This window comes from Kitasatospora sp. NPDC087314 (assembly GCF_044744365.1).
Lineage (GTDB): Bacteria > Actinomycetota > Actinomycetes > Streptomycetales > Streptomycetaceae > Kitasatospora.
Window position 1 is genome coordinate 429,900 of record NZ_JBIUYE010000006.1, and the last position, 24,031, is coordinate 453,930.

Annotated in this window: 27 protein-coding genes and 1 pseudogene; 10 read left to right on the top strand and 18 right to left on the bottom strand. The window is 74.3% G+C overall.

Going from position 1 to position 24,031, the window contains the following annotated elements:
• Positions 1-53: 53 nt before the first annotated feature.
• Together ACIO5E_RS16370 and ACIO5E_RS16375 are read left to right on the top strand one after the other, a co-directional pair.
• A complete protein-coding gene (locus ACIO5E_RS16370; RefSeq protein WP_400667842.1) occupies positions 54-845 on the top strand; it encodes a hypothetical protein in 792 nt (263 codons plus the stop codon).
• Positions 846-937: 92 nt separating this feature from the next.
• Positions 938-1,372, top strand: coding sequence for a hypothetical protein (locus ACIO5E_RS16375; protein ID WP_400667844.1), 435 nt, complete (start codon positions 938-940; stop codon positions 1,370-1,372).
• A gap of 59 nt (positions 1,373-1,431) precedes the next feature.
• Here ACIO5E_RS16375 and ACIO5E_RS16380 read toward each other — a convergent pair whose 3' ends face one another.
• From ACIO5E_RS16380 to ACIO5E_RS16435, 12 genes are all read right to left on the bottom strand, one after another.
• Complete coding sequence (locus tag ACIO5E_RS16380) at positions 1,432-2,361, bottom strand: alpha/beta hydrolase (RefSeq protein ID WP_400667846.1); 930 nt, start codon at positions 2,359-2,361, stop codon at positions 1,432-1,434.
• The gene (locus ACIO5E_RS16385; protein WP_400667848.1) at positions 2,358-3,062 is read right to left on the bottom strand and encodes an indole-3-glycerol-phosphate synthase; all 705 of its coding nucleotides are present in this window, start codon (positions 3,060-3,062) and stop codon (positions 2,358-2,360) included. The genes ACIO5E_RS16380 and ACIO5E_RS16385 overlap by 4 nt, the downstream gene beginning before the upstream one ends.
• A complete protein-coding gene (locus tag ACIO5E_RS16390; protein WP_400667850.1) occupies positions 3,059-3,784 on the bottom strand; it encodes an N-(5'-phosphoribosyl)anthranilate isomerase in 726 nt (241 codons plus the stop codon). The genes ACIO5E_RS16385 and ACIO5E_RS16390 overlap by 4 nt, the downstream gene beginning before the upstream one ends.
• Positions 3,781-4,926 carry an acyl-CoA dehydrogenase family protein gene (locus ACIO5E_RS16395; protein WP_400667852.1) on the bottom strand — a complete coding sequence of 382 codons (1,146 nt, stop codon included), beginning with the start codon at positions 4,924-4,926 and terminating at the stop codon, positions 3,781-3,783. Before ACIO5E_RS16395 ends, ACIO5E_RS16390 begins: the two co-directional genes overlap by 4 nt.
• A gap of 95 nt (positions 4,927-5,021) precedes the next feature.
• Positions 5,022-5,396, bottom strand: coding sequence for an ectoine synthase (locus tag ACIO5E_RS16400; RefSeq protein ID WP_400667854.1), 375 nt, complete (start codon positions 5,394-5,396; stop codon positions 5,022-5,024).
• 19 nt (positions 5,397-5,415) lie between these two features.
• Positions 5,416-6,285 (bottom strand): tryptophan synthase subunit alpha, encoded by an 870-nt coding sequence (trpA, locus tag ACIO5E_RS16405; RefSeq protein WP_400667856.1) that lies wholly within the window; start codon positions 6,283-6,285, stop codon positions 5,416-5,418.
• Complete coding sequence (locus ACIO5E_RS16410; RefSeq protein ID WP_400667858.1) at positions 6,278-7,309, bottom strand: hypothetical protein; 1,032 nt, start codon at positions 7,307-7,309, stop codon at positions 6,278-6,280. The genes trpA and ACIO5E_RS16410 overlap by 8 nt, the downstream gene beginning before the upstream one ends.
• 3 nt (positions 7,310-7,312) lie before the next feature.
• Entirely contained in the window at positions 7,313-7,585 is a 273-nt protein-coding gene (locus tag ACIO5E_RS16415; protein ID WP_400667860.1) for an acyl carrier protein, read from the bottom strand.
• Positions 7,586-7,625: 40 nt separating this feature from the next.
• Positions 7,626-9,107, bottom strand: coding sequence for an AMP-binding protein (locus ACIO5E_RS16420; RefSeq protein ID WP_400667862.1), 1,482 nt, complete (start codon positions 9,105-9,107; stop codon positions 7,626-7,628).
• Positions 9,108-9,112: 5 nt separating this feature from the next.
• Complete coding sequence (locus ACIO5E_RS16425) at positions 9,113-9,988, bottom strand: MaoC family dehydratase (RefSeq protein ID WP_400667864.1); 876 nt, start codon at positions 9,986-9,988, stop codon at positions 9,113-9,115.
• Positions 9,985-11,223: a beta-ketoacyl-[acyl-carrier-protein] synthase family protein gene (locus ACIO5E_RS16430; RefSeq protein ID WP_400667866.1), complete on the bottom strand. Its 1,239-nt coding sequence runs from the start codon at positions 11,221-11,223 to the stop codon at positions 9,985-9,987. The genes ACIO5E_RS16425 and ACIO5E_RS16430 overlap by 4 nt, the downstream gene beginning before the upstream one ends.
• 110 nt (positions 11,224-11,333) lie before the next feature.
• Complete coding sequence (locus ACIO5E_RS16435) at positions 11,334-12,545, bottom strand: aminotransferase class I/II-fold pyridoxal phosphate-dependent enzyme (protein WP_400667868.1); 1,212 nt, start codon at positions 12,543-12,545, stop codon at positions 11,334-11,336.
• 558 nt (positions 12,546-13,103) lie between these two features.
• Between ACIO5E_RS16435 and ACIO5E_RS16440 the strand changes: the two genes are divergently transcribed.
• The gene (locus ACIO5E_RS16440) at positions 13,104-13,976 is read left to right on the top strand and encodes a BTAD domain-containing putative transcriptional regulator (protein ID WP_400667870.1); all 873 of its coding nucleotides are present in this window, start codon (positions 13,104-13,106) and stop codon (positions 13,974-13,976) included.
• 265 nt (positions 13,977-14,241) lie between these two features.
• On the top strand, positions 14,242-14,589 hold the full coding sequence (locus tag ACIO5E_RS16445) for an ArsR/SmtB family transcription factor (RefSeq protein WP_400667872.1): 348 nt from the start codon (positions 14,242-14,244) through the stop codon (positions 14,587-14,589).
• Positions 14,590-14,788: 199 nt separating this feature from the next.
• On the opposite strand, the gene ACIO5E_RS16450 is transcribed toward ACIO5E_RS16445, so the two are convergent.
• A complete protein-coding gene (locus ACIO5E_RS16450; RefSeq protein ID WP_400667874.1) occupies positions 14,789-15,685 on the bottom strand; it encodes a LysR family transcriptional regulator in 897 nt (298 codons plus the stop codon).
• 65 nt (positions 15,686-15,750) lie between these two features.
• Here ACIO5E_RS16450 and ACIO5E_RS16455 point away from each other — a divergent pair, with 65 nt between their 5' ends.
• The 3 genes from ACIO5E_RS16455 (at position 15,751) to ACIO5E_RS16465 (ending at position 17,370) form a co-directional block, all read left to right on the top strand.
• A complete protein-coding gene (locus ACIO5E_RS16455) occupies positions 15,751-16,545 on the top strand; it encodes an NAD(P)-dependent oxidoreductase (RefSeq protein WP_400667876.1) in 795 nt (264 codons plus the stop codon).
• A 134-nt stretch (positions 16,546-16,679) separates the two neighbouring features.
• Positions 16,680-16,931 (top strand): hypothetical protein, encoded by a 252-nt coding sequence (locus ACIO5E_RS16460; RefSeq protein ID WP_400667878.1) that lies wholly within the window; start codon positions 16,680-16,682, stop codon positions 16,929-16,931.
• Positions 16,932-17,115: 184 nt separating this feature from the next.
• Entirely contained in the window at positions 17,116-17,370 is a 255-nt protein-coding gene (locus ACIO5E_RS16465) for a hypothetical protein (RefSeq protein WP_400667880.1), read from the top strand.
• Between the two features lie 139 nt (positions 17,371-17,509).
• On the opposite strand, the gene ACIO5E_RS16470 is transcribed toward ACIO5E_RS16465, so the two are convergent.
• Positions 17,510-17,833, bottom strand: a complete 324-nt coding sequence (locus ACIO5E_RS16470; RefSeq protein ID WP_400667882.1) for a hypothetical protein — start codon at positions 17,831-17,833, stop codon at positions 17,510-17,512.
• Positions 17,834-17,968: 135 nt separating this feature from the next.
• Between ACIO5E_RS16470 and ACIO5E_RS16475 the strand changes: the two genes are divergently transcribed.
• Positions 17,969-18,820 carry an RCC1 domain-containing protein gene (locus ACIO5E_RS16475; protein ID WP_400667884.1) on the top strand — a complete coding sequence of 284 codons (852 nt, stop codon included), beginning with the start codon at positions 17,969-17,971 and terminating at the stop codon, positions 18,818-18,820.
• A gap of 57 nt (positions 18,821-18,877) precedes the next feature.
• On the opposite strand, the gene ACIO5E_RS16480 is transcribed toward ACIO5E_RS16475, so the two are convergent.
• Together ACIO5E_RS16480 and ACIO5E_RS16485 are read right to left on the bottom strand one after the other, a co-directional pair.
• Positions 18,878-19,192, bottom strand: a complete 315-nt coding sequence (locus ACIO5E_RS16480; RefSeq protein ID WP_400667886.1) for a hypothetical protein — start codon at positions 19,190-19,192, stop codon at positions 18,878-18,880.
• Positions 19,189-19,689, bottom strand: coding sequence for a hypothetical protein (locus ACIO5E_RS16485; RefSeq protein WP_400667888.1), 501 nt, complete (start codon positions 19,687-19,689; stop codon positions 19,189-19,191). The genes ACIO5E_RS16480 and ACIO5E_RS16485 overlap by 4 nt, the downstream gene beginning before the upstream one ends.
• 251 nt (positions 19,690-19,940) lie before the next feature.
• On the opposite strand from ACIO5E_RS16485, the gene ACIO5E_RS16490 reads away from it, so the two are divergent.
• Positions 19,941-21,017, top strand: a complete 1,077-nt coding sequence (locus tag ACIO5E_RS16490; RefSeq protein ID WP_400667890.1) for a phosphotransferase family protein — start codon at positions 19,941-19,943, stop codon at positions 21,015-21,017.
• Positions 21,018-21,429: 412 nt separating this feature from the next.
• Here ACIO5E_RS16490 and ACIO5E_RS16495 read toward each other — a convergent pair whose 3' ends face one another.
• Positions 21,430-22,224: an oxidoreductase gene (locus tag ACIO5E_RS16495; protein ID WP_400667892.1), complete on the bottom strand. Its 795-nt coding sequence runs from the start codon at positions 22,222-22,224 to the stop codon at positions 21,430-21,432.
• 666 nt (positions 22,225-22,890) lie between these two features.
• On the opposite strand from ACIO5E_RS16495, the pseudogene ACIO5E_RS16500 reads away from it, so the two are divergent.
• Positions 22,891-23,418: pseudogene (locus ACIO5E_RS16500) on the top strand (transposase); the annotation flags it as partial.
• 131 nt (positions 23,419-23,549) lie between these two features.
• Here the strand turns inward: ACIO5E_RS16500 and ACIO5E_RS16505 are convergent.
• On the bottom strand, positions 23,550-23,990 hold the full coding sequence (locus ACIO5E_RS16505; RefSeq protein WP_400667893.1) for a nuclear transport factor 2 family protein: 441 nt from the start codon (positions 23,988-23,990) through the stop codon (positions 23,550-23,552).
• Positions 23,991-24,031 lie beyond the last annotated feature (41 nt).

Genomic DNA, 24,031 nt, shown 5'->3' on the forward strand with positions numbered 1-24,031 from the left:
CCGCAGGGCGGCGAACCTTGAGGCGGCTGTGCGCCGTTGCCTAAACTTGCCCGATGACAGGCAAGACAGGCGTGTTCGACGAACTCGGTCCCGTTGTCAGCAGGCACCCGGTGGCCAACGGCAAGCGGTGGGTGAACGCCCTCTGGGCACTGGGCATCGGCGTCCCGCTCGGCTGGTTGGGCCTCTGGGGAGCGACCAGCGGTGGCGATGACGCGTCGGCCGGTGCCAACAAGGCGGTAGGCGTGCTCATCGGCCTCGGACTGGCCGGGTTCTACCTCGCGGCGACCCAGGCCCTTCGAGCGGTGCGTGGTGGATCGGCGGAGTACTTCGAGGTGCGCGAGCACGGCATGGTCCACGGCTCGCGGCGAGGGCCTACGGCTTTCGCCTGGGACCGGGTCACCGCGATCACCATTCGGACGGGCGAGCGGGACACCGCGCTCTCCCGGCAACTGGGCGTCGGGTACCGGTGCGTGCTGCGCCTGGCCGACGGCAGGCGGGTCCGGGTGGACGGACTGGCCGAACGGCACGGCGCGCTCGGCCTCGCGGTGCTCAGCCGGTGCCCGCACGCGGCCCGGCTCACCGGTGACGAGTGGCAGCACAAGGCGGGCGGCTGGCTGCTGGCCGCGGGCGCGGCATGCCTGGCCGCGGTCGTCGCCATGGTCCTCTTCATCGCGGGCCACCCGGACAAGGTGATCACCGACCCCCACGACATCGCTCTCGTCCACGACGTACCCGGCCTCGGCGACGCCCAGATACTCCTGCTCTCCGTCGCAATCCTGGTGTGCCTGATCGCGGGCATCACCTGTATCGCCCTGTTCGTACGGGCGCGGATGATGCGCAGATGAGGGCGCCTGGGAGGTGACGCGGACGGGCGCGGTGGGGCTGCCCCGGACGCAGGACGGGCACAGGGGGCGGTGATCACCGGGGACCTGCGCCCGTGCCGCCTAAAGGGGTCGGGGCCTGGGCGGCGACCCCTTTGGCGGGCTGCCGGCGCCCGCCCGTCACCGGCCTGGCCGGGCTGAGCCTGCGGCCACTGGCCGCGGCCCTCGGCACCAGCCCACGGATGCTGCTCTACGACTTCGGCAGCAAACAGGAGCTGGAACGTGCGCCGTTCGTCCGGCTGTTCTTCGAGGTGCACGCCGACGGGCTGGTCCACCCCGAGACCTACCCCGACCAGGGCGAGGCGATCACGGACTGGTTCGACACGCTCGGTGCCACCTTCCGCGACGTCTGCACCGGTCCCGACGACACCGTCACGCCCACGGTGGTCATGGCCGTTGTCCGGGGTCTGCTGTTCGATCTCACGGCCACCGGCGACCGCGACCGCACCGATCGTGCGCTGGAGCGCTTCGCTGAACTCCTGGACCGGTGAACGGTCCTGGCACGGCCCTGCCGGGGTGGAACCGCTCCCCGGAAGGGCTTGCGCTCCCGTCAGGCGGCCGCGGCGGCGAGGACGGGTGCGGGGGTGAGGGCTCGGGGGTGGGTGAGGCAGTCGTCGGTGAAGGCGAGGGCGCGCAGGTGGTAGGGGCGGGCGGCGTGGCCCAGGGAGAGGTTGTGGCCGGCGCGGTGGGCGGTGACCAGGCGGGCGAGTCCCGGGGCGAAGGCGGCGGTCAGGGCGGTGCGGTGGGCGCCCTCCAGGCGCCACCAGGCCTCGTGGTCGGCGAGGGTCAGGCGCACGGGGACCCGGACGCGGGCGGCCAGGGCGCCGTAGCGGGCGGGCCAGGTGGCCAGTTCGCGGGATTCGAGGGCGGGGACGGGGGTGAGCAGGGTGCGGGCGGCGTGGAAGGTGCCGGGCGGGTAGAGGTGCAGGGGGCCCCAGTTGAGGCGGCCGCCGCCGGCGAGGTCGTCGGGGCGCTCCCAGGCGCCGGGGGCGTAGTGCTGGGCCAGGCCGCTGATGTCGGCGCCGAGCAGGGGCAGGTGGGGGTCGGCGGGCCAGTGGGCGGCCAGGTGCAGGGCGATCTTGCCGCCGAAGGAGTGGGCGAGGAGCTGGACGCCGGCGCCGACGGGGTGGGCGCGGGCGTAGTCGGTGAGGGCGGCGTGCAGGGTGGCGGCCTGGTCGGCGATGAGCTGGCCGTCGGGCAGGCGGTGGGCGGAGGCGCCGTGGCCGGGGCGGTCCAGGGCCAGGACGGTGTAGCCGAGGTCGGCGGCGAGGGTGAGCAGGTCGGTGTCGGGGTGGGCGGGGCCGGCGAAGTAGGCGGCGCGCATGCCGCGGCCGTGGATGGCGAGGATGACGGCCTTGGGCGCTCCTGCGGGTTCGGCGACCAGGGCGGAGACGGGGATGCCGCCGGCGTCCAGGACCAGGGAGCGGGTGGTCAGGCCGGCGCCGCCCGGGCGGGCGGTGGTGGTGCGGGTGGCGCTCATGCGGCCACCGCCGTGCGGGCGGCGTCCAGGTCGGCGAGCCAGGCGGCCGGGTCGGGGGTGCGCATCAGGGCGGTGCCGACCAGCAGGCCCGCGTAGCCGGCGTCCAGGAGGCGGGCGGCGTCGCCCGGGTCGGTGATGGCGGAGGCGGAGACGGGGGCGCGGATGCCGGCGGCGCGCAGCGCGGGCAGCAGGCGCAGGCTGCGGGTCAGGTCGCCGCGGTCGCGTTCGCGGGTGCGGATGTCCTTGTTGTTGACGGCGACGACGCAGTGTTCGGGGTCGGGCAGCAGGTCCAGTTCGCGTTCGTCGGTGATCTCGACGAACGGGGTCAGTCCCAGGGCGAGGGCGGCGGTGACCAGGCGGCGCAGGGAGGTGGCGGGCAGCAGGGCCGCGGTGAGCAGGACGGCGGCGGCGCCGAGGGCGGCGGCGGCCTCCAGCTGGGCGGGGCGGGTGAGGAAGTCCTTCTGCAGGACGGGCAGGTCGGTGGCGTCGGTGACCTCGCGCAGCAGGCGGGGGGTGCCGCCGAACCAGCGGCCGGTGACCACGGACAGGCAGGGGGCGCCGGCCTGGTGGTAGCGGGTGACGAGGTCGGTGACGGTGCGCGGGCCCAGCAGGTCGGCGCCGTGCGGGTCGCGGAGTTTGACCTCCATGATCAGGGGGCGTCGCGCGGCCAGCAGGGCGTCGGCGAAGCGCGGGGCGCTCATACGTGGGCCTCCTTGGGCCGGGGGTGCCAGGCGTGGGCGAGGGCGGTGACGGCCTCGTGGGTGAAGTCGCCGGCCGGGCCCCGGGCGGCGGTGTCGATGTCGGCGCCCGCGTACAGGGGGTGGTCGGTGACGGTGCGGTAGGTGTCGCGGTTGGCGGCGTTCAGCCCGCCGGCCAGGAGGAAGGGGATGGTGAGGCGGGGCAGCAGGGTGTGGACGTCGGCGGGTTCCAGGCAGTGGCCGGTGGAGCCGACGCGGCCGTCGTCGGTGACGGTGTCCAGCAGGAACAGGTCGCAGCCGGCGCGTTCGAAGGCGCCGATGAAGGGGCGTTCCAGGCAGCGGCCGCGGGACAGGTGCAGGACCTTGACGAGGACGGCGTAGGGCAGGTGGCTGCGTAGTTCGGCGACCAGGTGGGGGTTTTGGTAGGCGTGGAGCTGGATCCAGCGGATGCCGGTGGTGCGGGCCAGGCGGGCGAGGTGGGCGGCGTCGTCGAGGAAGGTGACCAGGACGGGTTCCAGGCCCCGGCGGATCGCGGTGGCGGCGAGGTGGGTCAGGTGCGGTTCGGACAGGTCGGCGGGGCCGCCGGGTATGCCGTGCCACAGGCCCACCAGGGTGGGGCCGGCGGCGGCGAGCAGGTCGAGGTCGGCGCGGGTGCGGGCCCCGCACACCTTGAGGTGGCGGGGGTGTGCGGGTGGGTGGGGGCGGGGCGGGGCGGGGGCGCTCACTTGCCGAGTCCGAGCATGGCGGCGATGCGGTTGTACTGGATCTCGTTGCTGCCGGAGTAGATGGTGCCGGCGACCGCGTTGCGCACGTCCTTCTCCAGCCCGTACTCGGACATGTAGCCGTTGCCGCCGAAGACCTGGACGGCGGCCAGTGAGGTGGCGAGGTTGGACTCGCTGGTGAGGAGTTTGGCGATCGCCATGTCGACGGTGACGTTCTCGCCCGCTTCCAGGCGCTGGGCGGTGTCGTAGAGCCACTTGCGGGCGGTCTCCAGGCGGATCTTGGTGTCGACGATCTTGTTGGCGACCGACTGGTAGGAGCCGATGGGCTTGCCGAAGGACATCCGGGTCTTGGCGTAGTCGAGGCAGCGGGCCAGGCGGTGCTGCATCTCGCCGGTGTTGACGATGAAGGAGTAGAGGATCTCGCGTTTCATGACGTGGTCCAGGACGAGGAAGCCGCCGCCGACGCGGCCCAGGACCCGGGTGGCGGGCACCCGCACGTCGTCGAGGTAGACCTCGGACAGCGGCGAGGTGCGCAGGCCCATCTTCTTGATGGGGTTTCCGGTGCTGATGCCGGGCGTGTCGCGGTCCAGGAGGAACGCGGTGACGCCCAGTGCCCCGCCCTGGGGGTGGGTGCGGGCGTAGACGACGATGACGTCGGCGACGGGGCCGTTGCTGACGAAGGTCTTGGCGCCGTTGAGGACGAAGTGGTCGCCGTCGCGCTCGGCGCGGGTGCGCATCTGCATGGCGTCCGAGCCGCCCTCGGACTCGGTGATGGCGTGGGCGCCGATGGCCTCTCCGGAGGCGATGCGCGGCAGGTAGGCCTCTTTGAGGGCGGGTGAGCCGAAGGCCTGCAGGGGCACGCCGGTGGAGGCGAGGGAGGTGGTGACGGAGAAGTTGAGGCCGCCGTCGCGGCAGGTCTGTCCCAGGCCCTCCAGGACGTACATGGTGGTGAGCAGGGACTGGCCCAGTCCGCCGTAGCGTTCCTCGAAGGGCAGGGAGAGGATGCCGGTCTTCTGGACGAGGCGCCACTTGTCGTGGGAGAAGGCGGCCTGTTCGTCGCCTTCGATGTGGCCGGCGCTCAGGTCGTCGCCGAAGCGGGCCAGGCCCTCGCGCAGGGCGTTCTGGTCGGCGTTCCAGCGGATCATGACGTTGCCGCCTTCCTCCCGGGCCCGCCTGCGGGGCCCGGGGTGGCAGGCCGGCGCGCGGGGCGCCGGCACGTGGCTCGACGGGGGATCTCGGCCTAGTAGGCGGAGGAGGAGTGGGCGTCGAGCTGGTGGACCTCGTCGCCGCGCAGGGCCGGGGAGAACACGCAGACCAGGCGCAGGTCCTCCTCGGGGCTGGCGACCAGGTAGTGGGCGTCGTGCCGGTCCAGGGCGTAGAGGCGTCCGGGGGTGATGGGGTGGGTGGTGCCGTCCATGTCGATGACCTCGCCGGAGCCGGCGATGCAGTAGCAGGCCTCCAGGTGGTTGCGGTATTCCAGGCGGGACTTGGTGCCGGCGTTGACGACGGTGTCGGTGAGGGTGTAGCCGAGGCCGTCGCCGGCCACCAGGAAGCGGCGGGACAGGCCGTTGCCCCACTCGACGGTCTGGACGTCGTCGAGGTCGCGGATCAGCATGCTGGTTCTGCCTTTCGTCTCAGCGGGCGGGGGTGGTGGTGCGGGTGGCGGTGCGGGTGGTGCGTCCGGCCGGGCCGGGCCTGGGGGGCGCGGGCGGGCGGAGGTCGTGGAGGAGGGCGCGCAGGGCCTGGACGGCGTCGCGGCCCTCGGTGAGGGCGGTCTCGATGCGGGCGACGGCGGCGGAGCCGACGATCGCGGCGTCGGCTCCGGCGGCGGCGACCGCGTCCAGGTCGGCGGCGCTGCGCACGCCGAAGCCGACGGCGACGGGGGTGGCGGGTGCGGCGGCGCGCAGGGCGGCGACGGTGGCGGCCAGGGTGTGGTGGCCTGCCGCGGGGGCGGTGCCGGAGCGGCCGTAGTGGGCGACGAGGTAGACGTAGGCGCCGTGGGCGGCGGTGGCGGCGTCGGCGATGACCTCGGGGCCGGAGGTGGGGTAGCAGGTGGCGACCTGTGGCAGGGCGGCTTCGTGGCAGGCCCGGCGCCAGGCGGGGCGCAGGCGCGGCGGCAGGGCGTGGACGAGCAGGGCGTCGGCGCCGGCGGCGGCGATGGCGCGGGCGCAGGCGCCGGGGTCGCGGTGGCGCAGGCTGTGGCTCCAGTCGGCGAGCAGCGCGATCTTCAGGTGCCTCAGGCGCGGGCGCAGGTCGGCGAGTTCGGCCAGGACGGTGTCCAGGGTGGTGCCGGCGGCCAGGGCGCGGGCGGCGGAGCGGCGGATGACGGGGCCGTCGGTGGGCGAGTTGGGGAAGGGGACGGCGAGTTCGAGGACGTCGGTGCCTTCCTCGTCGAGCATGAGGGCCAGGTCGGTCAGGCGCTGGGGCGGGTCGCCGGCGTTGAGGAACAGGGCCAGGCCCGGGCGGCCGTCGGCGCGGGGGGTCAGGAGCGCGGTGTCAGGCATGGGCGGGGGCCTTGTGGTCGGCGCGCAGGCGGATCGCCAGGGCGCGGGGGGCGCCGTCGGCGAGGGCGTCCAGGGCGGCGGTGTGGGCGGTGTGCCAGTGGGTGTGGCGGCCGGAGGCGAGGGCGAGGGCGGCGGCGTTGAGGGCGATGGTGTGGGTGGCGGTGGTGCCGGCGCGTCCGGCGAGGGCGTTCAGGAAGTGGCCGGTGAGGTCGTCGGGGTGGGGGGCGAGGTCGGCCAGGGTGCCGTCGGCGGGGGCGACGGCGCCGGCGGGCAGGTGGATGGTGGTGTCGGGGGTGTGCAGGGTGTTGTCGGCGAAGGGCAGGAGTTCGTCGGCGCCGGCGGTGTTGGAGGCCAGCCATACGGCGCGCCCGGGGGTGCGGGGGGCGAGGTGGCGCAGCGCGTCCAGGTCGGCGGTGGCGCTGGCGCCGGTGAGTTGGGCGGTGACGGGGACGGTGGCCAGCAGTGGGCCGAGGGTGTTGAGGAGGCGTGCGAAGGGTTTGAGGGTGAGGGGGAACAGGACGCGGGCCAGGCGGGTGAGGGCGGGTGGGTAGACGTGCGGGCCGGCGAAGGCGATGCCGTGGCGCTGCAGGTGTTCGGCGGTGGCCTGGTGGGAGGAGGTGAGGGTGATGCCCAGGCGTTCCAGCAGGTCGATGGAGCCGGCGGTGCTGGTGTAGGCGCGGGAGCCGGTCTTGACGACGGGGATGCCCATGGTGGCGGCGGTCAGGGCGGCGGCGGTGGAGAGGTTGAAGGTGGCGGGGCCGCCGCCGGTGCCGACGATGTTGACGCTGGCGGGGTGGGTGGGGCCGGGGTGGGCGCTGCGTTCGGTCAGTGAGGTGGTGAAGGCGGTGAGGGTGGTGGGGCCGGGCAGGCGGGTGGTGAGGGCGGCCAGCAGGGCCGCGGCCTGGGCCCGGTCGCTGTCGCGGGCCGGGCCCGGGGCGGGCTGTTCCAGCTGGTCCCACCACGAGCGCCAGGTGTCCAGGTCGACGTCGTGTCCGGCGAGCAGGGCGGTGAGGGCCGGGTGCACGGGTCAGCCGCCTGCCACGGCGCTGGCCGGGACGGCGCGGCGCTGGGTGATGAAGGCGTCGATGGCGGTGACGGAGCGGAAGTTGTTCGGGTCGAGGTCGGTGTCGTCGACGGGCAGTGCGAAGTGGTCCTCGACCCAGGCGATGAGCTTGAGGACGCCCAGGCTGTCGATGACGCCGTCGGACAGGAGGTCGTGGTCGTCGGCGAGTTGTTCGGGGGTGACGTCGGGCAGGAACTCCTCGATGAGGAACCGCTTGATCTGGGTGATGTTGTTCACGGGTTGGTGACTCCTTCGGTGGGAAGCGCGGTGGTGGTGGTCAGGCGGTGGGCAGGACGGCCTTGCGGTCGACCTTGCCGGTGGCGGTCTTGGGCAGCGGGGTGTCGTGGATGGCCAGGCGTTCGGGGACGGCGGCGCGCGGCAGGTTGCGGGCCAGGTGTTCGCGCAGGGTGAGGCTGTTGAGGGCGGAGCCGGGGGCGCGGCGTACGGCGGCGTGCAGGCGTTTGCCGGTCAGCGGGTCGGGGGCGGCGGCCACGGCGGCCTCGTGGACCTCGGGGTGGGCGAGCAGGACGCGTTCGACCTCGGCGGTGTTGACGGCGACGCCGCGGACTTTGACCTGGAAGTCGGCGCGTCCGGTCAGGTGGAGGCGGCCCTGCTCGTCGCGCACTGCGAGGTCGCCGGTGCGAAACCAGCGCCGGCCGGTTCCGGCGCCGTCCGGCTGGGTGGTGAAGCGGCCCGTGTCGCGGGAGCGGTCCAGGTAGCCGGCGGCCTGGAAGGGTGTGGACACGTACAGTTCGCCGCGGCCGGGGCCGGTGACGGGGGTGCCGTCGGGGGCGGCGAGCAGGGTGCGGACCCCGGGCAGGGGGGTGCCGATGGGTACCGGCAGGGCGGCGGTGGCGTCCAGGCGGTCCAGGCGGTGCAGGAAGCTGTCGTTGGTCTCGGTGCAGCCGTAGATGTTGTAGAGGGCGGCGTGTGGCAGCAGGGCGGGCAGTGCGGCCAGGGTGCGGGCGTCGATGGCGTCGCCGGTGAACGCGGCGTGTTCGACGCTGTCCAGCACCGTCTGGTCGCCGGCGGCTTGGGTGAGGAGGGCGTAGGCGAGGGGGACGGCCTGCAGGACGTGCGGGCGGTGGCGGGTGAGCTGGGTGAGCAGGTGGCGGGCGTTGAGCGCGTGGGCGGGGTCGATGAGCAGGACGGTGCCGCCGGCGGCGAGGGTGGCCCACACGTCCAGCAGGCACAGGTCGAAGTTGAGGGGGGCGTAGTTGGCGACGACGCGTCCGGGTCCGAGGTCGAAGGTGTCGTGGGCCCAGGCGGTGAAGCGGTCGATCGCGGTCTGCGCGAGGGGGACGATCTTGGGCAGGTCGGTGGAGCCGGAGGTGGTGAGCAGGAAGGAGGTGCCGGCGGCGAGGGTGGGCACGGGGGCGGGGCGGGGCGGGGCGGGCAGGGCGGGGGTGTCCTGGCCGAGGGGGGCGAGCAGGTGGCGGGCGCCGGCCTGGGCGAACAGGGCCGCGAGCAGGGCGGGGGCCAGCTGCGGGGAGGGCAGCAGGAAGGGGCGGCGCTCGATCAGGCAGGCCAGGACGAGGGCGATCTGCTCGGGTGACTTGGCGCCCGGCAGTCCCACCGGTTCGCCCGGGGCCAGGTCCAGCGTGTGCAGGCGGGTGCGTTCGCGTTCGGCGAGGTCGGCGAGCTGGCGGTAGGTGACGGCGCGTTCGTGCCACAGCAGGGCGGTGGCGTGGGGCCGGGTGCGGGCGTGGGCGGTGAACGCGTCGGGCAGCGACAGCGGCGGCGGGGCGGGGGTGGTCACGGCGCTCACTCCCCCGCCGGGGCCAGGGTCGCCCAGCCGGCTTTGACGGCGGTGCCGGTGGGGGTGGCGAGGGTGAAGCGCACCACGGTGGCCCGGTCGTAGGGCTGCAGGGTCAGGCGCAGCGGGGTGGCGGGGGTGGCGGGGGCGGCGAAGCGGGCGCCCAGGGCGGTGAGGCGGGCGGGATCGCCGGCGCCGTAGCGGTCGGTGATCTCTTCGGTGGCCAGGGCGAGCAGGTGCATGCCGTGGGCGATGGCGGCGGGGAAGCCGGCGGCGCGGGCGGCGTCGTCGTCCAGGTGCAGGGGGTTGAGGTCGCCGGCGGCGTGGGCGTAGGCGGTGACGTCGTGGGGGGTGAGGGTGTGGGTGAGGGTGAGGGGTTCGGTGTCGGGGACGCTGCCGGGGTGGGCGGTGGGGGCGAGGGTGCCGAAGGGTTCGATGGTGGTGGCGCCGGTCAGCAGGGCGGCGGTGGTCAGGTGGGCCAGGGGCCGTTTGTCGGTGGTGGTGAGGCGGGTGGTCAGGGCCAGGCGGGTGCCGCGGGCCTCGCGGCGGGCGGCGGTGACCTCGGTGTGGACGTCGACGTCGGTGCCGGCGGTGAGGGGGGTGAGGGTGTGGATCTCCTGGGCGAGGTGGACCACGCCGGTGAAGCCCGGGTCGCCGTGGGTGAGGGTGGTGACGGTGTGCTGGGCGAGGGTGTGGGCCAGGACGAAGGGGTGGGCCGGTGAGGCGGCGGTGGTGGCGGCTCCGGTGGCGGGCGGCAGGCCGGTGCGGGCCGCTTGGCGGTAGGCGGCGAGGTCCTGGCCGCGGACGGTCAGGCGGGTGCGCCGTGCGGTCGGGGCGGGCGTGGTCGCGGGTGTGGTCGCGGGTGTGGTCGCGGGTGTGGTCATGCGGGGGTCACCACCAGGGTCGAGTTGTGGCCGCCGAAGCCGAACGAGTTGGACAGGGCCGCGCCCGGCCGGATGGGGCGGGGTTTGCCGTGGACGACGTCGAGGTCCAGGCCCTGCTCGGTGTGCTCGTGGTTGGCGGTGGGAGGGACTTCGCCGGTGTTCATGGCCTGGACGGCGGCGATCAGTTCGACGGCGCCGGCGGCGCCGATCAGGTGGCCGATGGCGCCCTTGGTGGAGGTGACGGGCACGCCGTGGGGGCCGAAGACGGTGCGCAGGGCGGCGGCTTCGGCGCGGTCGTTGTGCACGGTGGAGGTGCCGTGGGCGTTGACGTGGGCGATGTCGGCGGGGGTGAGGGCGGCGTCGGCGAGGGCGGCGTGCATGGCGGCGACGGCGCCGGCGCCGTCGGGGCGCGGGTTGGACAGGTGGTAGGCGTCGGCGCTGGAGCCGTAGCCGGCCAGCAGGGCGTAGGGGGTGCGGTGGCGGGCGCGGGCGTCGGCGAGGCGTTCCAGGACGAGGAAGCCGGCGCCTTCGCCCATGACGAAGCCGTCGCGGTCGGTGTCGAAGGGGCGGCTGGCGCGGGCGGGGTCGTCGTTGCGCTGGGAGTGGGCGCCGAGGTTGCCGAACGCGGCGAGGGTGACGGGGGTGAGGGTGGCCTCGCAGCCGCCGGCCAGGACGACGTCGGCGCGCCCGCTTTGAAGGAGCAGGGCGGCGTGGCCGATGGCGTCGGCGCTGGAGGCGCAGGTGGTGGCGATGGTCAGGGCCGGGCCGTTCCAGCCCAGGCGCATGGCGATCTGGGCGGCGGCGGCGTTGGGCATGGTGACCAGCGGCATCAGCGGGCTCACCCGTAGCGGGCCGGCGGTGGTGTAGAGGGCGGATTCGCGGTCGCTGGTGGTGCGTCCGCCCACCGCGGTGCCCACGACGATGGCGCTGCGTCCGGGGGCGGGCTCGGGCGCTCCGGCGTCCTGGTGGGCGGCCAGGGCCGCCAGGGTGCCGTAGTGGGCGAAGGGGTCGAGGCGGCGGGCGTCCTTGGCGGGGACGGGGCCGTTCTCGGGCAGGCCGGTGACCCTGCAGCCCAGGCGCACGCGGTGGCGGGCCAGTTGCGGGTCGGTCAGGGCGGTGGCGGTGGGGGTGGCGGTGCGGACGGTGTGCCAGAAGTCGGCGAGGGTGTGGCCGGCGGGGCTGATGACGCCCAGGCCGGTGACGGCGATCGGGGGCCGGGTGGGGCGTGCTGCCATGGTCCTTCTCCTGTCCGGGCGTCGGTGGGGGCGCTGGGGCGGGGCGCCGGCCTGGGGTGCTGTGGCGGGGCGCTGGGGCGGGGCGCTGGGGCGCCGGCCGGGGCGGGTGGTCAGATGAGGCCGGTCTGGGCGGCGGCGGTCAGGAAGGCGTCGGCGGCGAAGTCGATGTCGGCGGCGGTGTGGCGGGCGGTGACGGCGATCCGCAGGCGGGCCAGGTCGTTGGGCACGGCGGGGGTGACGACGGGCAGGCCGATGACGCCGGCCTTGCGGCAGGCGGTGGCGTAGTCGTAGGCGGCGTCGTCGGAGCCGGCGATGACGGGCAGCACGGCGGTGGAGGAGTCCATGGTGGAGATGCCGGCGGCGTTCAGGCGCTCGCGCAGGCGCTGGGCCTGGACCTGGGTGTGGGTGACGCGTTCGGGTTCGCGGCGCAGGATCCGCAGGGACTCCAGGGCGGCGCCGGTCTGGGCGGGGCCCAGGGCCGCGGAGAACAGGAACGGGCGGGCGGCGTAGCGCAGGTGGCCGATGAGTTCGTGGCTGCCGGCGACCCAGCCGCCCATGGAGGGGATGGCCTTGGAGAGGGTGCCGAGCTTGACGTCGACGCGGTAGCGGTGGCCGAAGTGCTCCTCGATGCCGCCGCCGGTGGCGCCGATGACGCCCAGGGCGTGGGCCTCGTCGACCATCAGCAGGGCGTCGTGGGCGTCGCAGACCGCGCGTAGTGCGGGCAGCGGGGCGATGTCGCCGTCCATGGAGTAGACGCTGTCGACGATGACCAGGCGCACCCCGGTCGGGGAGGCGGCCTTGAGGCGGCGTTCCAGGTGGTCGACGTCGTTGTGGCGGAAGCGGGTGACGGTGGCGCCCGACAGGCGGCAGCCGTCGACGATGCTGGCGTGGTCGTACTTGTCGATCAGGACGGTGTCGCCCTGGCCGACCAGGGCGCCGACGGTGCCGACGTTGGCGGCGTAGCCGGAGCCGAAGACCAGGGCGCGTTCGCGGCGGGCGAAGCGGGCGACCTCGGCTTCCAGTTCCTCGTGCAGCGGGATGGTGCCGGCCAGGGCCCGCACGCCGTGGTTGCCGGTGCCGTAGACGTCGACGGCGGCCTTGGCGGCGGCCACCACGCGCTCGTCCCCGGCCAGGCCGAGGTAGCTGTAGCCGGACATCATGAGCAGGCGCTCGCCGTCGAGGTCGCAGTAGGCGCTGTCGCGTTCCATGGTGTAGGCGACGAAGCTGTTGCGGCGCGAGGGGTCGGACTCCAGCGCGGCCACGCGGTCCAGGGTGGCGGCGAGCTTCGGCTCCAGGCGGTCCCATGCTCCGGTGGCGTTCACGTGCGGGTCTCCTTCTCGGCGGGGGCGGGGCGGCTCCCGGGCACTCCGGGGCTTTGAAGCGTTGGGGCGTTGGGGCGTTGGGGCCCGGGTTCCTGCCGGGCCTTTGCGGTGCGGCCGGTTTGCCGCCGGCTTGTTTCCACTTGTTTCCGCTATTGCGCTGCGGCCCTTTTGCGGCGGGTCCGGGGCGGTGTTTTCTCGAAGGCTTCACGCGGGGTGCTCAAGGATGGCTACATTTCTACGGCAGGATGCGCAAGGCGTCCGCAATAGGCGCCTTCCCGGCCTGCGGTAACGCTCTGACGTGCAGAAACATTGCGTCCACGACGGATGGACCGGCCGGTGGGTATGTTTTGCCAACCAGTGTTGACACCGTGTGATGCGCCGAATGTATGGTCGAAATCCGCCGAAACCGAACGGCTGGTCGGCGGTATTTCCGGTCCAGGTTTCCCACGCCGTCGGCCCGGCGTCACGAGCCGTCGGCTCCGCTTTGGCTCAAGGGGGTTGGAGCACGTTGAACGGCTTCCGGGAAGACAGTCCGTCCGGCAGATCGGGGACATCCTCATGCTGATCCGCCTGACAGGCCTTGTGACGATCGAGCACGACCACGGCGCCCCGCAGCACCTGTCCAGCGCCCAGGCCCAGGTGGCGTTCGCCCGCCTGGTCCTGGAACGCTCCGCGGGCACCAGCCGCGACCAGCTGGCCGACACCATCTGGCCCGACGGGCTGCCCGACACCTGGGCCTCCGCGCTGCGCAGCGTGGTCTCCCGGGTGCGGGCCTTCGTCGCCGCGCCCGGCCAGGGCCCGGGTGCCACCCCGCTGATCGCCCAGGGCGGGCGCTACGTCCTGCGGCTGCCGGCGGACGCGGCGGTGGATCTGGAGGCCGCCGCCGGCGCGGTCGGGGAGGCCGGGGAGGCGTATGGGGCCCGCTCGTACGCGGTGGCCCAGCAGCTGGCCGCCGGCGCCATCGCCAACCTGCGCGGGGCGTTCCTGCCCGACCACGAGGGCGAGTGGGCGGGCGGGGTGCGCGAGCACGTGGAGGAGCTGCGGATGTCGGCGCTGGAGACGGCGAGCCTGTCGGCGTCCGCGCTCGGCGAGGAGCACCACGCGCTGCGCTGGGCCGACGAGGCGGTGCGCCGGGCCCCGTTCCGCGAGAGCGCCTACCGCTGCCGCATGGAGGCGCTGGCGGCGGCCGGCAACCGGGCGGAGGCGCTGCGCTGCTACCAGCAGCTGCGCCACGTCCTCGCGGAGGAGCTGGGCATCGACCCGGCGGCCGAGACCCAGGAGCTCTACCTCTCCCTGCTGCGCTCCCCCGCCCCCGTCGCGCCCGTGCCGGCGGTGGTGCGCCCGGTGGACCCGGTGCTGATGGGCATCTTCGAGCCGCTGGCGCTGGCCCGCCTGGCCCGGCCGGTCGGGCCGCCGGTGCGCGCCGCCTGAGAAGCGGGCCCCCCGGGGGCGGTGCGGCGGGCGGCCCCGGGTCGAGCGGGCCGCCCGCCCTCGCGCATGCGGGCGGTGGCCGGGGGGGGCGGGGGTGCGGGAGGGGGCGCGGGTGCGGCGGCGGGCGGGTGCGCGTGTTGCGGAGGTGTTGCGGTGGGCGTGGCGGGTGGCTTGCCCGTAGTAGCGTCGGGCGCGAAGTCGCGCGCGTGGCGCGGCTTTTCACCGGACCGGGACGGGGGTCGAGCGTTGGGAAGGGGTGGTGGGTGTGGGACGGGCACGCGTGGCGGCGCGGGTGATCGTGCACCCTGGTGTGGAGGACCTGAGCGTCCAGCAGGTGCTGGAGGCGCTCGCGGACCCGGCCCGCAGATCGGTGGTGCGCCGGCTCGCCCACGCCGGCGCCGACCTGAGCTGCGGCTCCTTCGACCTGCCGGTCTCCCGTTCCACCTCCACCCACCACTTCAACGTGCTGCGCCAGGCCGGGCTGCTGCGCCAGTACTACGTCGGCACCACCAAGATGAACGCGCTGCGCGCCGAGGAGCTTGAGGGGCGCTTCCCGGGCCTGCTGTCGGCGGTGGTCGCCGCCGCCGACGCCGAGGCCCGGCGGGCGATCTGACGGCCTTTCGGCCCTGTCGGTGCCGGCCGTGCGGCCCGGGCGGCGGGGCGGGGCGGGTCGGTTCTCGACGGTGAGGACGATCGTGCCGACCTGGCCGGCGGCCTCCAGGTGGCGGTGGGCCTCGGCGACGGCGCCGAGGCCCTCGAAGACGCGGTCGAGGCCCTCGAAGACAGGGACGACGGGGGTTTGACGACAGGCCCTAGCCGGGGGTCCCGGCCGCCTGCCTCAGGAGGGCCTCGAAGGCGGCCACCGCCGGCGGCAGTCGCCGGCCGCGCAGGGTGGCGGTGTAGACGTGCCGTACCGGGGTGTCGTCCGGGTGCAGGGGGATGAGGGCGAGGTCGGGGCGGGCGGCGCGGGCGGCCAGGGAGGGGATGAGGGTGGGGCCCAGTCCTGCTGCGACCAGGCCGAGTTTGGCGCTCCAGGCGGCGACCGCGTACTCGATGCGGGGGTGGAAGCCGCTGCGGAAGCAGGCGGCGAGGAGGGTGGTCTCGGCGTTGCGGCGGCCGGCGATCCAGGGTTCGTCGGCGAGTTCGGCCAGCCGCAGGCGGCGGCGCCGGGCGAGGCGGTGGCCGCGCGGGAGGGCGACCAGCACCGGGTCCTCCAGCAGCAGCCGGTAGTCGAACTGCTCGGTGTCATCGGCGGGTTCGGTGTACGAGGCGATCAGGGCGAGGTCGATCGCACCGCCGCCCAGCAGGTCCAGCAGGTGCGCGGAGAGTCCCTCGGTGAGGCTGACCGCGACGTCCGGGTGGGCGGCGCGGAAGGCCGCGAGGGCGCCGGGGACGAGGGCGGCGTTGGCGCTGTCGAAGGCGCCGACCCGCAGCCGCCCGGCGGTGAGGTCGGTGAGCGCGGCGAGGTCGCGCCGGGTGGTGTCGAGCCGTTCCAGGATCGCCTCGGCGTGCGGCAGCAGGGCGCGGCCGTGCTCGGTCAGCCGCACCCCGCGGGCCAGCCGGTCGAACAGTGGTGTGCCCAGCTCGCCTTCCAGGGTGGCGATCTGCCGGGAGATCGCGGACTGGGTGAAGCCCAGCCGCTCCCCGGCGGCGGTGAAGGAGCCCAGGTGCGCGACGGTGCGGAAGACGTCCAGCCAAGCCATGTCCATTGCGCATGACTACCATGCGAGACATTCGCTTGTCGCCTGTCTCGTGGCTGCCTAGCGTGGTGGCCATGAAGAAGATCGCTTTCCTGGGGCTGGGCCGGATGGGCCTGCCGATGGCCCGTCGACTCGCCGCCGCCGGCCACCCGTTGACCGTCTGGAACCGCTCCCCCGGCCGCGCCGGTGGCCTCGCCGGGGCCACCGGGGCCACCACCCCGGCCGAGGCCGTGCGCGGCGCGGACGTCGTCGTCACCATGCTGTCCACCCCGGCGGCCGTCGCCGAGGTGGCCGACCGGTTCACGGCGGGGCTCGCGCCGGGCACGCTGTGGATCGACATGTCCTCGATCGGCCCGCGGGCCAGCGCCGAACTGCGCGCCCGGCTTCCGTACGGCGTCGCCCTGGTGGACGCGCCGGTGATCGGCAGCGTGGGCCCGGCGGCCGCCGGCGACCTGGTGGTCTTCGCGGGCGGCGAGGACGCCGACCTGGACCGCGCGCAGCCCGTCCTGGAGCACCTGGGCCGGGTGCGGCGCTGCGGCGGCCCGGGGGCGGGCGCGGCGCTGAAGCTGGTGGTGATCGGCGCGATCGTCGCCTCCGTCACCGTCGTCGGTGAAGTCCTCGCGGTGGCGGAGGAGTTGGGCGTGCCGCGGGAGCAGGCGCGGGAGGTGCTGGCGGCCGGGCCGCTCGCGGGGGTGGTGGCCCGGGCGCACAGCACGGAGTCGGACTTCCCGGTCCGCCTGGCCGCCAAGGACCTCGCCCTGGCGGGCGGCGGACCGGTGCTGTCGGCGGCCCGCGAGGTGCTGCTGGCGGACCCGTCGATCGCCGAACAGGACCTGTCGGCGGTGGTGGACGCCCTGCGGCGGGGGTAGACCCGCCGCAGGGTTCAGGTGCCGGGCGGGTCCTGGCCGGCCTCGTGGTGGACGTGGACGTCGCCGTGCATCGCGGTGTACACGGTGCTGTGGCCGCTCGCGGTGTTGTTCCGGGTGGATCCCGGTGGCTCGGATTGGACACCCGGCTCGCCGCGAACCGCCCCCGCTACGAGATCAAACCGTTCCTCGACTGGGCCGCCCGACGCGGCCTCACCGCCCCGCACACGGTCGCCGCGCCACCCACCGCCACCGCCGCCGCGGTCCTCACGGAGGAAGAACGCCGGCAACAGCTCCGCCGCTGCCTCACCGACACCGCCCTGCCGCCGGAGGTCCGCGTCGCCGGCTCCCTCGTCCTCCGCTACGGCATCCCCGGCGAACGCCTGTGACACCTGACCACCGGCCAGATCCACGGCACCCATGGGAAAGACGTTCCTCCGGCTCGGCCAGGCGAGACTGTGGATCCCACCCCGCCTGGCCGAACTCCCTCACCAACGTGCCGACGCGCCACGCCAGCGCTCTGCCCTGGTCCGAACCCTCACCGGCCAAACCCCGTGGCTGTTCCCCGGCGTCGTGCCTGGTCACCCACTCAGCCGCAAAGCGTTCAACGACCAGCTCGTACGTCAGGGCGTCCACACCAGAGCGGCGCGCACCGCGGCCCTGATCGCTCTCGCCACCGACCTGCCCGCACCAGTGCCGGCCGGCCTCCTCGACGTCCACATCCACACCGCACTGATGTGGGCCCGTCACGCTCAACGCGACTGGACCACCTACCTCACCGCGCGTGCCGCCGGCCTCGCCGACGCTGCGGAACCAGGTCGGCCATGAACGTCAGCCTCCTCTGGCGGCCGGGCCGTTCAGTCCGGGAAGGAAGCGGGCTTGACGCGATGCGCTTGAGCACTTCGATCGGGAACCGTCGCCGACTGCGCGTCGATCGCCAGCAGGAAGTTGACATTCCGATACCCGGCTACTCGGGCTGCGTCACTTCCAGGGCGCTGGAACAGACGGGGCGGGTGCGGGCGGCGTAGGAGCGAGCGGCCACGACGAGGCCGATGCCCAGACCGCCGAACGCCAGGCCGCCGAACTCGACCATCCAGGTGGTCCCCGAGCCGGAGGTGAACGGCGGGGACGGCTTGCTCCTGGGCAGCACGCCGACGGCCATGAGCGGGGCCATGACGGTGAGGACGGCCCCGTACATCGTCAGCGGGATGCCGGTCAGCCAGGCCGGAATCAAGGGCAGCAGGCGTGGGACCCGTCGTCCGGACAGGAACAGCGTCCAGCGGGGGAACACCTGCCCCCATCAGGCCTTCATCACACTCGGTTGTGCCGTCATCTGCTGGCGACGACTGAGGACCCCGCACTGATTCCAGTCCAAAGTAAGGTGGACTTCCATGTCTCGAACCCGCGCCAAGCGCAAGGAGGCGCAATGCTCGCCAACTCGTCGGCGCTGGCGGCCGGAAGGCGTCATTCGGTCGGACGGCGCCGGGACGGAACCGTTCTCGCCGTGGGCGATACCGCAGCCGCTGAATGTCGTGTCGAGCGATGGGAAGACGTCGTCGCGGTGGCAGCCGGCAACGTCCATACCGCGACGAACACGGGCAGGTCTCACACGGTGGGACTCCGGTCGGACGGCACGGTGCTGGCAACGGGGTGGAATGGCGATGGGCAATGCGATGTCGCCGGATGGCGAGGCGTCACGGCCGTGGCCGCAGGCTGGCGCCGCACGCTCGGGCTGCTCGCGAATGGCCGCGTGCTAGCGGTTGGCCGGAGTTCGGAAGGACAGTGCGACGTGCAGTCCTGGCGCGAGATGGTCGTCCTCTCGTGTGGTGACTGGCACTCGGTCGGTGTCCGGTCGGACGGTTCTGCACTGGCCGCGGGGAACAACCGACGACGGCAGTGTGCCGTTGAAGGGTGGCGTGACCTGGCCGCCATTTCGGCCGGGTATCTCCATACCGTCGGCCTCAGAGCCGACGGACGGGCAGTAGCGACCGGAGACCGGGCAACTGGGGCGTGCGAGGTCGATGAGTGGGAAGACGTGGTGGCGCTCGACGCGGGCAGCCACCACACCGTCGGGGTCACTGCGTCCGGACGGGTCCTCGCAACGGGAGACAACAGCTACGGGCAGTGCGAAGTCGGCGACTGGCGCGACATTGTCGCCGTGGCGGCCGGTTCAACGCACACCCTCGGCCTGCGCGCCAACGGCACAGTCGTGACCGCAGGGAACAATGCCGACGGACAGTGCGAAGTCGATGCCTGGTCCGGAGTCCAGCTTCCATAGGCCTCCGGGCCGCGCCACCGCGAACTCACATGCCGTCATTCCCGAGCCCCGGAGACGTCATTCTGATTCCAGTCCCAAGACCAGCCCGCCGTCCTCGGCCCGGTCCTCGACGCCGTCGCCGTCCGGAGCCAGCGAGCGGATGCGCGGTATCGGTGAGGGGAGCAGCCGGAGCAGCGACAGCGCTCCTCCGACGGCGGCCGTGATCAGGGTGGTCCTGAGTCCGATGTGGGTGGCGAGCATGCCTCCGGTGATGGCGCCGACGGGGCGTATGCCGTAGTTCACCGTGCTGTAGGCGCCGGCCACGCGACTGCGCATGCCGTCCGGTATCACCGCGGCTTGCAGGGAGTTGAGGTTGACGTCGAACAGCATCACGCCCCGCCGATCCACCCCGCCCGGGCGCCGGACAAGGCTCCCCGGGCGCCGAGGTCCTCCCGGGCCTGGTCGCCTGACCGGCGGCGGCTCAGGACGGGGGCCGCGAAGGCCCGCGGTCCGCGACGGCCCGCAGCAGGGCGTGCGCGCTGCCGGGGGCGGCCGTCCGGCGCCACACCTCGGCGCGGACGGCGCGGCGCCGGCGACTCAACGCCCGTACGGGGAGGGAGAACTGGTCGTACAGACACCACCACCGCACGGCCCGGGCGCACAGGCGCCTCACGCCGGCTCCGGCGGGTCGCCGTCGGCAGCGGCGTCGGCAGCGGCGTCGGCAGCGGCGAGATCGGGTGGGCGTGGACGTCGACGAAGGCGATCGCGCGCAGCGCGCCGACCTCGGTGCGCCGTTGGGCGATGCGGGCGGTGGCCTCGTGGGCGAAGAGGTCGGCGAGGTAACCGGCGTGGTCGTCGTCCAGGGGCAGGCGGGCCAGGCCGGCGCGCACGGCCGCCAGGGCGTCGGGACCGGATGTGACGGCCGGACAGGGGCCTTGGGGGAACCGGTGTGACGGCGGGTGGGTGGCGTTCGTATCCTTCGTCGGATGAGCGCCTTCGAACCGCTGTCCGATCCGCGCGGGCCGGCCGTCCCCCCACCGGGGTCGCCAGGCACCTCCGGCTGCGGCGACCGTATCCGCCCGCGCCGGACCCCGTACCGCCTGCACCCGCGCCCGGTGCACTCCCCCGCCGGGCGGCGCCCGTGAACGGGGACCGGGACCGGGACTGGGCCGCCACCCTGCGGTGGGTGGAGCGCGGCCTTCCCCCCGGCCACCGTGTCCGGGCGGTCACCGAGCTACGGGGCGGCTGGACCTCGCGGATGCGGCGCCTGGACATCGACACCGGCAACGGCCCGGGGGCCGGCCCGGATCCGGCGACGGCGACGGCGACGGCGACGGCGACGGCGACGGGCACGGACGCGGACGCGGACGCGGGGGTGGCCGCGGACGCGGACGCGGGCGCGGCCTCGGGCGGGTACGCGCTGGTGCTGCGCTCGTTCGTCAAGCCCTTCTACCGGCGCCACGCGCCCGCCCTGCTGACCCGTGAAGCCGACGTGCTGCGCCTGCTCGCGGACGGCGGCGTGCCGGCGGCGCGGCTGCACGCCCTGGACGCGCAAGGCGAGTTCTGCGACCACCCCTCACTGGTGATGTCGCTGCTGCCGGGCGGTGTGCGCGTGGCGCAGGACGGCGACGTGGAGCGCCGGGCCGCCCTGCTGGCCGGGCAGCTGGCCGCGGTCCACGCCCTGCCGGTGGCGCCGCACGCCCGCCCCCGCGCCTGGGAGGCGTGGACGGCGCCGGAGCGGGTGCGGGTGCCCGCGGCCACGGCGCGCCCCGGGGTGTGGCGGCGGGCGGTGGAGGTGATCCGCCGCGAGGTGCCCGCCCACCGGCCGTGCTTCCTGCACCGCGACTTCCACCCCGGCAACGTGCTGTTCACCGGGCAGGGCGCCGACCTGGCCGTCAGCGGGGTCGTGGACTGGGTGGAGACGTCCTGGGGCCCGGCCGACCTGGACGTGGCCCACTGCTCCACCGCCCTGGCCCTGCTCCACGGCACGGACACCGGCCTGGGCTTCGCCGACCACTACCGGGCGGCCGGCGGCACGCTGGCACCGGATCCGGGCGACCACCTGTACTGGCGGCTGCTGGACGCGCTGGCGTTCGCCCCGGACGCGGAGAAGGTCGCCGTGCCGTGGCGGGAGCTGGGCCGCACCGACCTGACGCCGGCCCTGCTCACCCGGCGCCTGGAGGACTACCTGGAGGCCCTGCTCGACCGCTACGCCTGATCCCGGGGACCCGCACCCGGCCCGCCGCCGGCCCCGGCGGCGGGCCGTTCCGTTCCCGGTGGACGGCCCTTCCCGGCGGCGGACCGTCAGGGGCTGGCGACGAAAGCCGAGGGCCGCCCAGGCCCAGGCCCAGGCCCAGGCCCGTGCCCGTGCCCGTACCCGGCGAGCGGCGCAGCCCCGGGTCCGGGCAGGAGCACGGGGAGCGCCTGGAGCGGGGAGGAGCGCGAGCGCCGGATCCGGCAGGCGGCCGGGTCGCGGAGGTCCGAGCGGCTGCGGCGGACCTGCCGGCTGCTGTCGGGGCGCCAGGGCGGCCTGATGCCGGACGGGGCGGCCGGGCCGGTTCGGGGCTGGCCCGGGGCCGGTTCGGGGCTGCGGATCCTTCGCCGGGTGTGGCGCGGCGGCGGGGCGGGGGTCAGGTGGTCTTGATCTGGCCGCCGTCGATGACGAATTCCGCGCCGGTGATGTTGGCGGCGCGCGCGGAGGCCAGGAAGGCGCAGAGTTCGGCCACTTCCCGGGGCTCGGTGATGCGTCCGGTGGAGATGCCCATCTGCCGGGGCACGACCTCGTCGAGGGCCTCTTCGGCGCTTTTGCCGGTGCCGGCCGCCGCGGTCTCGGCGAGACCGCCGGGGGCGGTCCAGAACGGGGTGCGCACCGGACCGGGGGCGATGGAGTTGACGCGTACGCCCTGGGGGGCGAACTCCTCCGACAGGGCTTTGGTGAGGTTGCTCAGCGCGGCCTTGGCCGCCGAGTAGTGGACCACCGTGGGAAAGGGCAGGCGCGCGTTGACGGAGCTGACGTTGACGATCGCTCCGCCGCTGTCGGCGAGCAGGTGGGGCAGCGCGGCGCGGCTGGTGCGGACCGCGCTGAAGAAGGTCAGGTCGAAGACGCGCTGCCACTGGGCGTCGTCGACGTCCAGGAAGCCGGAGCGGGCGCTGGTGGCGCCGAGGTTGTTGACCAGCACGTCGATCCGGCCGTGGCGCTCGGCGGCGGTACGGACCAGCAGGTCGGGGCCGCCGGCCTCCGCCAGGTCGACGGGAACGAACGCGCCCCCGTACCGCTCGCACAGGGCGGCGATCTCGGGGGTTCGGGTGCGGCTGCCGGCGACGACGCGGGCGCCTTCGCGGCCGAGGGTTTCGGTGATGGCCAACCCGATGCCCTTGCCGGCGCCGGTGATGACAGCGACCTTGTCGGTGAGACCCAGGTTCATCGGCATGCACTCCCGTACCGCAAGTCGAAACCGGAAGACCCCCGACGTGGTCAGGGCGAATTGTCAGTATCACGCAACGGGAGCCCGCCCCCGGCCCTCGCCACGAGTCCGGTCCCGGGAAATCCCGTCCACCCGCGCCGGCGCCGACGACCCGCTGTCGCCGCACGCCGGTGCGCGGCGGTGGGCGCCCCGCAGCGGCGCCGGCAGGGCGGGCCGGGACGGATCGGCCCGGCCCGCCCTGCCCGTGTGGGACGGGCGCCCGCCGCCGTGGTCGCGCCCGCCCGGGCCGGCCACGGCCCGCCGTCAGCCGGCGCAGGCCCGGGTGGGTCCGGGCGTAGCGGCCGCGGGGGCCGCCGTCTCGGGCGCGGCGTCGGCGGGGCCCAGGCGGCGGTGCAGCAGGACGGCGGTGAGCGCGGCGAGGGCGAAGCCGGCTCCGGCCCAGGGCAGGTGGCGTGCGCCGAGGGTGGAGACGACGAGGCCGCCGGCCGCGCTGCCGGCGGTGATGCCGAGGTTGGAGAAGGAGATGAACAGGCAATGCCACGGAGTTAAGGCTCGTGCGGGTCCGTCAAGAGAGTGATGCCAGCCGGAACTGCGGGCATGAGGACGGGACCTCCCGTATAGCAAGTGATCGACCAAGATCTGGCAGGAGCTGCCGACGACGTTCCACCGCGCTCCGACCTGGCCGGATGGGCCCAGTACGGCTACTGCGCCAGCCACTCGCGCTACTTCTGGGGGCTTCGGCTGCACCTGGTGTGCACCCTCGGCGGGCTGCCGGTCGCCTTCGCGTTGACCGGGGCGAAGGCCGACGAGCGCGAGACCCTGCTCGACATCTTCGCCACCGAGCCCGCACTCGTAGACGACCGTCCCGGGCAGACGCTGATCGGTGACAAGAGCTACTTCGGCCGTGAGTTCGAGACGCAACTGACGGAGCTGGGCGTCCGGCTACTGCGTCCGGCCCGCAAGGGCGAGGCCGAGCGGGCCGGATCGCAGCGGTTCAAGCCGCTGCGGCAGGTCATCGAGTCGATCCATGAGACCTTCAAGGGACGGCTCGACCTCGAGCGCCACAGTGGCCGCATCCCCGCCGGCGTGATCGTCCGCGTGCTCCAGCGGATCCTCGTGCTGACCGCCGCCAGCTGGCACAACCACCACACCGGCCAGCCCGTCCTGCGGTCACTGACCGCCTACGATCACTGACCCGGAAGCAGCTTGTCGGCACGACGGGGCGTCGGAGCGGCCGTCTTCACGCGGGTCCGGCCGAGACTGCCGTCGGCGGAACACGCCGCAGGCCGGGATTCCCGCAGGCATGCCCCGGCCCTGCACGCGCGCTACTTGCCGTCCAGGGCCGCGATCAGCTGCTGCAGGTTGCCGCCGGCCACGATAAGGGCCAGGTGGTCGTGGAAATCCCGGCTGCTGACGATCAGGCCGTCGCGGATCCGCAGCACCTGGATGTTGGCGGCCTCGAAGGTCCGCCCGGTCACCCGGTGGTGCACCTGGTAGTCCCACTCGGCGACGATCACCTCCGGGTCGTCGGTCACCCGGATCACAACATTCCTTGGGGTCAGTTCCACGGGACTGCTCGCGGCGACTTCCGCGAAGCGCTCCGCGAGTGCGGCCCGCCCCTGGATGCGGCGCGGCCCGACCGGCTCGAAGACGGTCTCCACCACGGCGTCCTCCGCATAGAGCCCGGCCAGCTCCAGGAACCGCCCCTCGCCGATGCCCTCGAGCAGCGTCTGGAAGACCTCATTCGGTGACAGCGTTTCGGGCATGATCAACCCCCACGGGATCCGTCGCTAGAATCGGACTAGCG

Excerpts from the sequence above, each read along its gene's own strand:
- ACIO5E_RS16430 (WP_400667866.1), bottom strand. The coding sequence starts at position 11,223 with ATGGCAGCACGCCCCACCCGGCCCCCGATCGCCGTCACCGGCCTGGGC.
- ACIO5E_RS16395 (WP_400667852.1), bottom strand. The coding sequence starts at position 4,926 with ATGATCCGCTGGAACGCCGACCAGAACGCCCTGCGCGAGGGCCTGGCC.
- ACIO5E_RS16400 (WP_400667854.1), bottom strand. The coding sequence starts at position 5,396 with ATGCTGATCCGCGACCTCGACGACGTCCAGACCGTCGAGTGGGGCAAC.
- ACIO5E_RS16425 (WP_400667864.1), bottom strand. The coding sequence starts at position 9,988 with ATGACCACACCCGCGACCACACCCGCGACCACACCCGCGACCACGCCC.
- ACIO5E_RS16450 (WP_400667874.1), bottom strand. The coding sequence starts at position 15,685 with ATGGACATGGCTTGGCTGGACGTCTTCCGCACCGTCGCGCACCTGGGC.
- ACIO5E_RS16380 (WP_400667846.1), bottom strand. The coding sequence starts at position 2,361 with ATGAGCGCCACCCGCACCACCACCGCCCGCCCGGGCGGCGCCGGCCTG.
- ACIO5E_RS16385 (WP_400667848.1), bottom strand. The coding sequence starts at position 3,062 with ATGAGCGCCCCGCGCTTCGCCGACGCCCTGCTGGCCGCGCGACGCCCC.
- trpA (WP_400667856.1), bottom strand. The coding sequence starts at position 6,285 with ATGCCTGACACCGCGCTCCTGACCCCCCGCGCCGACGGCCGCCCGGGC.
- ACIO5E_RS16505 (WP_400667893.1), bottom strand. The coding sequence starts at position 23,990 with ATGCCCGAAACGCTGTCACCGAATGAGGTCTTCCAGACGCTGCTCGAG.
- ACIO5E_RS16370 (WP_400667842.1), top strand. The coding sequence starts at position 54 with ATGACAGGCAAGACAGGCGTGTTCGACGAACTCGGTCCCGTTGTCAGC.
- ACIO5E_RS16455 (WP_400667876.1), top strand. The coding sequence starts at position 15,751 with ATGAAGAAGATCGCTTTCCTGGGGCTGGGCCGGATGGGCCTGCCGATG.
- ACIO5E_RS16440 (WP_400667870.1), top strand. The coding sequence starts at position 13,104 with ATGCTGATCCGCCTGACAGGCCTTGTGACGATCGAGCACGACCACGGC.
- ACIO5E_RS16475 (WP_400667884.1), top strand. The coding sequence starts at position 17,969 with ATGCTCGCCAACTCGTCGGCGCTGGCGGCCGGAAGGCGTCATTCGGTC.
- ACIO5E_RS16495 (WP_400667892.1), bottom strand. The coding sequence starts at position 22,224 with ATGAACCTGGGTCTCACCGACAAGGTCGCTGTCATCACCGGCGCCGGC.